Origin of the sequence: Enhygromyxa salina (assembly GCF_002994615.1) — a bacterium.
GTDB lineage: Bacteria > Myxococcota_A > Polyangia > Nannocystales > Nannocystaceae > Plesiocystis > Plesiocystis salina_A.
The window spans coordinates 1-7,627 of the sequence record NZ_PVNK01000031.1; the positions used below are offsets into that span (position 1 = coordinate 1).

Below are 7,627 nucleotides of genomic sequence, written 5' to 3' on the forward strand. Positions count from 1 at the left end.
GGGCTGGGGCGCGGCGGCGGGCCGGGGAGTCGGCGCCGGCTTGGGCGCAGGCGTTGGCTCGGGCACGGCACGCAGCCCGGGCTTGGGCTCGGCGTAGCTGACCTCGCCCGCGCCGACGGCCTGACGGTACGAAGCCTCATCGTGGAAGCCCTGCGCCATCTGCATGCCGGCCTCACGCAACGAGGCGTCGTTGGCCGCCTCGAAGTCGAGGATCATGCGAAACGAGCAGGTCGGGCACTCGACCTGGACGAGGGCGGCGATCTGGCCGTCAGCGACCTGAAAGGGGCTCGTGCACTCGGGGCAAGCGATGATCAAGGACGGTCTCCGCGGTGCGAACGATCTAGAAGTCCAGACCGAATGACACGGTGTACTGCTGTTGGAAGCCGGATCCGTCGGACACCGTCTCGGTCGAGCCGCCGAGCAAGGCGACGTCGGAGCTCGAGGCCCCGGGCGGCACGAACATCGCCTCGATGCCGATCCGGAGCACGCTGAAGATGAAGCGCACGCCGAGGTAGGGGCGATGGCGGACGATCACGTCTTGCTGACGGAACACGAACTCCGACTGCAGCGCGCAGTCTGGATCCCCGTTGCCGCACGGCTGGGAGCCCTCGAGGAACTCGTCGCGACCGGGGGTCGCGTCGAGGATCCCGGTGCTGGCGAACACGAGCAGCGCGTCGTAGCCGGCGTAGGGCGTGATGTTGAAGGTGCTCCCGATGCCAAACACGTGGGACAGCGACGCGCCGACGGAGATCGTCGTGAGGTCGAGATCCTTGGCGCCGAGCAGGCGCGAGAACATGCCGCGCAGCGCGATCGACGGGATCGGCAGGTGGTGAAAGCCCTCGTGGATCGAGACCTTGCCGTAGCCGGCGATCGCCCACATTCGGCTGTCGAACAGGTGCGTGGCACCCGCTCCGACCTCGATCCCGGGCCACAGGCCCTTTCGACCCATGACCTGGAGCGAGGGCGCGACGTTGTTCGGGCTGCCCCGCGTCGTGTCCCGCCAGTACTCGGCGTCGCCGCTGAGGGTGTTGATGGTGACGTCGGCGGACACCGCGAACCCCGACAGACCCAGAGAGTCTGCGGGATCGACGGGCCTGGGTGCCATGAGCACCCCGACTTCGGATGACAGCGATCGAAACGCAGCGTTGTCCTGCGTTAGAGAACCGTCGTCGGCGTCCACTTGGCCAAGTGGCGTCAGATCGAGATCGTACTTGCCCGCCTGCGCCTCCGAGGAGACGAAAAAAGTGGCCACCAGAGCGGACAAGCAAAGGAACCTTCGCGGCATGCAGTGCTCCGGGAGAATCGAGCGGAGCGTAGCCCGCGCCTGGATTTCATGTCAAGGATTGGGCGTTCGCCAAGCCACGGAGATCGCTATTGATTTGCGTCGGCGGGTGTCAAAGTAGGAGATCGCGCGAGATCTCGATCGCGCCAGTGGCCTCTCAGCCGACGTCCAACGCCTGCAGGCTCCAAGAAGGGCGTGTGTTGGCGCCGGTTCGGGCGAGGCCTGACATCCCGAGACTCCGGCCCGTCCCAGGCGCCGCGCAGGGGTGGTCAGCGGGGGCGTGACACCCACGCTTGCCCGGGCTGGGTCTTGGAAGTAGCGTTCGCGCACGCCTCGGCGAGTCGCGGTGCAGGACAAGCAAAGCAAGTCACGGTCCCCACGCAGGCGCCTGATGAGTCGTGGCGAGGTCCGCGAGCATCCCGCGCTCCTGCTGCTCTACGTTTTTGCGCTGACCACGCCGCTGATCCTGCTGCCCGACATGCCGGCCTGGGCCGAGGTCCTGAGCTGGTTCGGGGGCGTGTCGCTGGGGCTGCTGCTGCTGCGCCTCGTGCTGGTCGGGTTCACGGGCTACGAGCGCCTCGTCGGTCTTCGGATCATTCGGCGCAAGGGCGAGCAGAGCCCGACGTGGCGTCGCAGTCGGTTCTGGCTGATGTTCTTCTGGTCGACGGCGGCCCTGGGCCTGGTCGCGCTGCTGATCTTCAACCACGTCGTCGATCGCGACGACGGCGCGATGCTCGAGCTGTTCAAGCCGCTGCGGGTCTGGCTGGTCTTCTATGTCGCCGCGGCCAGCTTCGCGGGCCTGCTGGTGTTGATCGCCCAGCGCTTCTCGGTCTTCGGCACAACCTCGATCATCGGGGTGGTCCTCGGTGTCGCGGCGCTGCTGGTCGTGCAGTCGGTCGCGACGGGCTTTCAGCACGAGTTCGAGCGCCGGGTGCTGGGCGTGTACGCGCACATCAACGTGACCCGCGCGTTCGGCATCTCGGAGTATCGCCGCTTCGAGGGCTGGCTGCGCACGCTGCCCGGGGTCGAGGGCGCGAGCCCCTTCGTCTACTACGCGATGGCCCTGGCTCCGCACACCGACCGCGGCCACCCGACCGAGGCCAACGCCAGCGACGTCAAGCTCGCCAGCGTGTTGGTCAAGGGCATCGAGCCGCGGACCGCCGACCAGGTCATCGATCTCCCCCAGCACCTCGAGCGCGGCAGCGGTCGGGTGATCCCGCTGAGCGATCTACGCAGCGACTACGAGCTGATGCCGGTCCCCGATCGGCCCGACGGCGATCTGCCCCAGGTCATCGCCCAGAGCCCCGATCCCCGGGGGGCTGGCTGGTACGACGCGGCGATCAACGCGTGGACCGCGACCGATCACCAAGACGATCCCTTTCGCCTCGGCCGCGCGCGCATCCAAGACGACGTCTGGGAAGATCCGCCCGAAGACCTCGGCGCGATCACGATCGAAGATCAGATCGACAAGAGCTCGCTGCCGACGATGTTCATCGGCGTCGGGCTCGCGCGCGAGCTCAAGCTCGGCGAGGGTGACGTCGTCCGCCTCGTCGACCCTGGCGCCACCTTTGATCATAGCGAGGAGCCGAAGTTCATCTACTACCTGATCGCGGGCGTGTTCCAGGCCGGGTTTCAGGAGTACGACAGCCGCCTCGTCTACGTCGACATCAAGGAGCTGCAGCGCTTCAAATACCGCGGCAAGGACATCGTCTCGGGCGTCGATCTGCGCCTCGCCGACCAGGACCTCGCGCCCGAGGTCGGGGCCTCGATCCGCGCGGCGCTCAACGGCGAGCAGGTCGCCGAGTACTCCGTGCTCGAGTGGCAAAAGCTCAACGAGAATTTGTTCTCGTCGATCCGGACCCAGAAGAACATCATCACGGTGATCCTCTCGCTGGTCATCTTCGTGGCCAGCTTCAACGTGCTCTCGGCCCTGTGGACCATGGTCATCCGGCGGACGCCGGAGGTTGCGATCATCATGTCGATGGGCGCGACCGGGCCCCAGGTCGCGCGGATCTTCCAGGTCACGGGCATGACGATCGGCCTCGCGGGCTCGCTCGCCGGGGTCGTGTTTGGCCTCGTGATGTGCTGGTTGGTGCAGCTCTACGGCTACACCCTCGATCCCGAGGTCTACTTCATCGAGCAATTGCCGGTCGAGATCAGCCTGGTCCAGATCGCCTGGATCCTCGGGCTGTCGCTGGTGTTTTGCTTCATCGCGACGATCCCCCCCTCGCTTCGGGCCGCGCGGCTCCGGCCGGTCGAGGGCCTGCGCTACGAGTGAGCGATGGCCGGGGCACGAGGGCCGCTCGTGGGCGGCTTCGTCAGCTTGGTCGCGCAGCGGCTGATCCGGCGTGAGCGGGCCTCGCCCGGCTGGGCTCGGGTCGGCGTGGTCGCTGGGGTCGCGCTCGCGGCGGCCGGGGTCGCGCTCGCGGCCGGGCTGCGCGGGCCGGTGATCGTCGCCGGGTTTTGGCTCGCGAGCCTCGTGGTCCTGATCGCCGCGCTGGCCGTGCGCCTGCGCGCGATGTTGGTCGTCGCGGTGCTCGGGCTCGCGCTCGGGGTCGCGAGCTTGTTCGTGGTCCTCGGCGTGGCCTCGGGCATCGAGGGCCTGCTCGTGTCCTCGCTCGCCCGGCTCAACGGTCACGCGATGGTCAGCAAGTACGGCCTCGACTTCTTCGAGTACGACGCGATCGCGAGCGAGCTCGAGGCCGACGCGCGGGTCCGGGCTGCCTCGCCCTTCGTGTTCGGGGTCGGGGCGATCGTCGTGGTCGGCGACTCGCCGGGCTCCTCGGACTCGCCGGACTCCCCGGACTTGGGCCACGACCCGGTCATCGTGACGATCAAGGGCGTCGATCCGGACCGGCTCTCGGGCTTCTCGACCGCGCAGGATCTGTTCTCGGTCGGCGGCTTCGAGGCCCTGCGCCCGGCGGGGCCGCGCACGTCGCCGGGCATCGTGCTCGGGACCCGGCTCGCCCGCCGGCTCGACGCGCGGCCGGGCGCGCGGGTCCGGGTCGTCGTGCCCGCCGAGATCCGCCAAGATCGCGACGCGACCGCAGGCCAGCCGCGCCACGGCGAGTTCGAGGTCCTCGGTCTGCTCGACACCGGCTTCGCCGAGTTCGACGCGAGCTTCGTGCTCATGCACATCAGCGCCGCCCAGGCGATCGTGTTCGGTGAGTCGCGGGCCTCGGGTATCGAGCTCGAGCTCGAGCCCGGCGCGGCGGGGCTCGGCGCGGCCTTGCCGGTAACCCGCGAGCTCGTCGAGCAGCTCAATCGCCCGCGCACAGCCCAGCGCCTCCAGCCCCTCTACCGGGCCGCGAGCTGGGCCGAGCGCTCGGCGACGCTGAGCTCGATCCGTCAGACCAAGGCCCTGCTGGTCCTGATCTTGAGCCTGATCGTCGTCGTCGCCTCGGGCTCGCTGCTCGGCGCGCTCCTGGTCCTGGTCCGACGCGAGCGCCGACACATCGGCGTGCTCGCGGCGCTCGGGGCCACGCCGCGCCAGCTGTTTTGGGTGTTCGAGTCGGTCGGGCTGGGCATCGGCGCGCTCGGATCGATCCTCGGCCTCGCGCTCGGGACGGTCAGCCTCGGCGCGCTCTCGCTGCTCGAGTTCGAGCTCGATCCCGACATCTACATGATCGACCACCTGCCGGTCGCGTTCGTGTTTGTGGATCTGCTGATCCCCTCGGCGATCGCCGTCGCCGTCTGCGCCGTGGTCACGGGCCCGATCGCGCGCCGCGTCAGCAAGACCCGCCCGATCGCGTTGGTCCGCGGCTGAGCGCCGTGTTCGCGGGGGCTCAAACATGATGCCGACCAGCGCCTGTGCTACTCCTTGGGAGTCCGCAGCTTCGTGCCGCGCGCGCGACGGGGGTCCGACCTGTCGCAAGCTGCGCGGCTGATCGAGCGCTGCCCGGGCCCCACGCCGTCCCCGGCGGGAGAGGAGCGCCTATCTCTGTAATTTCACTACCCAGGCCCAGTTTCGCCATGTTCCGCGCCGCGGGATGGTTGGGGCTGGTCGCCCTCGCGGGCTCGACCCTGACCACAGCCACCGCGAGTCGCCTGTTGTTGTCCGACGAGACCCTGGTCGAGGCCGCCGCGCGCCCCGCTGACGCGCCCGCGCCCGAGCCCGAGCGAGCGGCGCGACCCAAGCCGCCGCAGACCTCGGCTCAGAGCGCGCCCGCCCCGGCCGACCTCGTCGACCACAACATCTTCTGCCCGAGCTGCAGGCCGGCCGAGGCCGTCGAGCCCGGCGCCCAGCCCCAGCTCGAGCTCGCCCCGACCCAGCTCCCCCTGGTCTTGCTGGCCACGATGGAGTCCGACGACCCGCTGTACTCGATGGCTTCGATCGCCGACCCCGAGCGCGGGGCCACGGGCGTGTTTGGAGTCAACGAGCCCCTGCGCGCGGGCGTGTTCGTGGCCGAGATCCGCCGCGGCCGGGTGCTGCTGCGCACGGGCGAGGGCCTGCGGACGCTCGAGCTGCCCGACCCCGAGCAGCCCAAGTCGAAGCCCAAGGCCAAGTCCAAACCCAAGCCCAAGAAGCGAGGCTCGCGGGAGATCCCCGGCGCCCGCGAGGCGATCAGCTGCCGCGGCAACGACTGCACCGTCGATCGCAAGTTCGTCGAGAAGCTCCTGGCCAACCCCGCGCAGCTGACCCGGCAAGCCAAGCTGATCCCGGCCGTCAAAGACGGCGACATCCGCGGGTTTCGCCTGTCTCGACTGCGGCGCGGGACGATCCTGCGCCTGCTCGGGCTCCACAACGGCGACACCTTGCTCGCGGTCAACGGGGTCGAGCTCGACTCCATGGATCGGGCGATCGGCCTCTACACCAAGCTGCGCCGGGCCTCGAACCTCGACGTGACCGTGCTGCGCAAGGGCAAGGTCTTCGACACGCACATCGCGATTCGCTGACCGGAGCGCTCAGGGGCTCGCGAGCTGGCAGAGGCGATTGACCTCGGCGATGACCTCGGCCGTGGTCCCGACCCGGGCGTAGCGATCGCGCAGGACCGCGAGCGTGTTTCGGTGCAGCCGCCGGCTGACCGTCGCGCAGCCGTCCTCGATCAGCGTCACGTCGAAGCCGAGGTCGCAGGCGTCGCGGACCGTGGTCGAGACGCACTCGTTCGTATACACGCCGACGACGTAGAGGGCCGTGACGCCGAGGTTGGCCAGGATGTAGCGGGCGTTGGTCGCAGTAAAGATCCCGCTCGCGGTCTTGTTGATCACGATCTCGTCGCCGACCGGCGCGATCTCGGGCAAGAACTCGGCCTCCTTGGACCCGGGCGGAGCGAGGAGCTCGAGGCGCTTGTGGCCGGGGCTGCGATCGCGGCCGTCCCGAGTCAGCGACTGAATGCGAGCATGGATGACCTCGAGTCCGTGGGTCCGAAAGCAGGCCTGGAGCGCGCCGACGTTGGGCAACACGACCCGCTCGAGGCGCTCGAAGTAGTAGTCCTGAGCGGCCGGCGAGGCGGCCTCGGGCCGGCCGGGGGCGAACACGCCGTGGCCTCGGGCGGCGTCTAGGAACTGCATGTCGATGCACAGCAGCGCGGCGTGCTGGTGGGCGAGCGAGCGCTGGGGTCGGCTCGCGGGGGTGATCGACTGGCGGTAGCGATCGGCGAGGGGGTCGGCCTCGACGTCGCGGGAGTCGAGCGTGCCCTCGATCCAGGCGTCGAACGCGGCCTCTGTCTGGCCGAGGCTGGTTTGTTGTTCGGGTTTGTCGCTCACTCGTTCAGACTAACCCCGTAGGTCGCGTCTTGCGGCGGGGACCTCGAAGTCGTTGGTGAGGGCTGTCGCGAACGTTGGGGCTCCGCGCGGGCCGCAGGAGGTCCTCCTGCGTCCTTTGTGCGCTCATCTTTTGGCGATGGGGGGCCCGCTTTGGGACGGCGGGCGGGTCGCGAGGTCGGGCTGGCTTTGGGTTGTTGATGGGGCAGGGTCGTGACGATGAGGCTCCGCGCGGGCCGCAGGAGGTCCGAGCGAGGGCCGTCGCCTCGCCATCTGGGGTGCAGAAGGCTCTTGGTGGTGTTGCCCGGTTGTGAGCGACTGCTCTTCGCTGGTGCTTTTCGGGCGGCGATAGCCCTCGCTCGGACCTCCTGCGTCCTTTGTGCGCTCATCTTTCGGCGATGGGCGTCCCCGCTCTGGGACGGCGAGCGGGTCGCGAGGTCGGGCTGGCTTTGGACGGCGGGCGGGTAGCGAGGTTGGGCTGGTTTTGGACGGCGGGCGGGTAGCGAGGTCGGGCTGGTTGTTGATGGGGCAGGGTCGTGACGATGAGGCTCCGCGCGGGCCGCAGGAGGTCCGAGCGAGGGCCGTCGCCTCGCCATCTGGGGTGCAGAAGGCTCTTGGTGGTGTTGCCCGGTTGTGAGCGAC

General features: G+C 69.2%; 6 protein-coding genes. 3 read left to right on the forward strand and 3 right to left on the reverse strand.

Annotated elements, in window-relative coordinates; translation table 11 throughout:
* A partial coding sequence (locus ENSA5_RS03105; protein WP_219906721.1) for an MJ0042-type zinc finger domain-containing protein occupies positions 1-315 on the reverse strand: 315 nt, incomplete at its 3' end.
* Positions 316-340: 25 nt separating this feature from the next.
* A complete protein-coding gene (locus tag ENSA5_RS03110; protein WP_146155262.1) occupies positions 341-1,105 on the reverse strand; it encodes a hypothetical protein in 765 nt (254 codons plus the stop codon).
* A 568-nt stretch (positions 1,106-1,673) separates the two neighbouring features.
* Between ENSA5_RS03110 and ENSA5_RS03115 the strand changes: the two genes are divergently transcribed.
* The 3 genes from ENSA5_RS03115 to gspC all read left to right on the forward strand — a co-directional run bounded on the left by ENSA5_RS03115 (position 1,674) and on the right by gspC (position 6,178).
* Positions 1,674-3,560 (forward strand): ABC transporter permease, encoded by a 1,887-nt coding sequence (locus tag ENSA5_RS03115; RefSeq protein WP_106390061.1) that lies wholly within the window; start codon positions 1,674-1,676, stop codon positions 3,558-3,560.
* Positions 3,561-3,563: 3 nt separating this feature from the next.
* Positions 3,564-5,048 carry an ABC transporter permease gene (locus ENSA5_RS03120; protein ID WP_146155263.1) on the forward strand — a complete coding sequence of 495 codons (1,485 nt, stop codon included), beginning with the start codon at positions 3,564-3,566 and terminating at the stop codon, positions 5,046-5,048.
* A gap of 206 nt (positions 5,049-5,254) precedes the next feature.
* Entirely contained in the window at positions 5,255-6,178 is a 924-nt protein-coding gene (gspC, locus tag ENSA5_RS03125; RefSeq protein WP_106390063.1) for a type II secretion system protein GspC, read from the forward strand.
* Between the two features lie 9 nt (positions 6,179-6,187).
* Here the strand turns inward: gspC and ENSA5_RS03130 are convergent, their stop codons facing one another.
* Positions 6,188-6,925 carry a cysteine hydrolase family protein gene (locus tag ENSA5_RS03130; protein ID WP_106390064.1) on the reverse strand — a complete coding sequence of 246 codons (738 nt, stop codon included), beginning with the start codon at positions 6,923-6,925 and terminating at the stop codon, positions 6,188-6,190.
* Positions 6,926-7,627: the final 702 nt, after the last annotated feature.

Bases quoted from the DNA above. Each gene is read 5' to 3' on its own strand.
- ENSA5_RS03110 (WP_146155262.1), bottom strand. From the start codon at position 1,105: ATGGCACCCAGGCCCGTCGATCCCGCAGACTCTCTGGGTCTGTCGGGG.
- ENSA5_RS03115 (WP_106390061.1), top strand. From the start codon at position 1,674: ATGAGTCGTGGCGAGGTCCGCGAGCATCCCGCGCTCCTGCTGCTCTAC.
- ENSA5_RS03120 (WP_146155263.1), top strand. From the start codon at position 3,564: ATGGCCGGGGCACGAGGGCCGCTCGTGGGCGGCTTCGTCAGCTTGGTC.
- gspC (WP_106390063.1), top strand. From the start codon at position 5,255: ATGTTCCGCGCCGCGGGATGGTTGGGGCTGGTCGCCCTCGCGGGCTCG.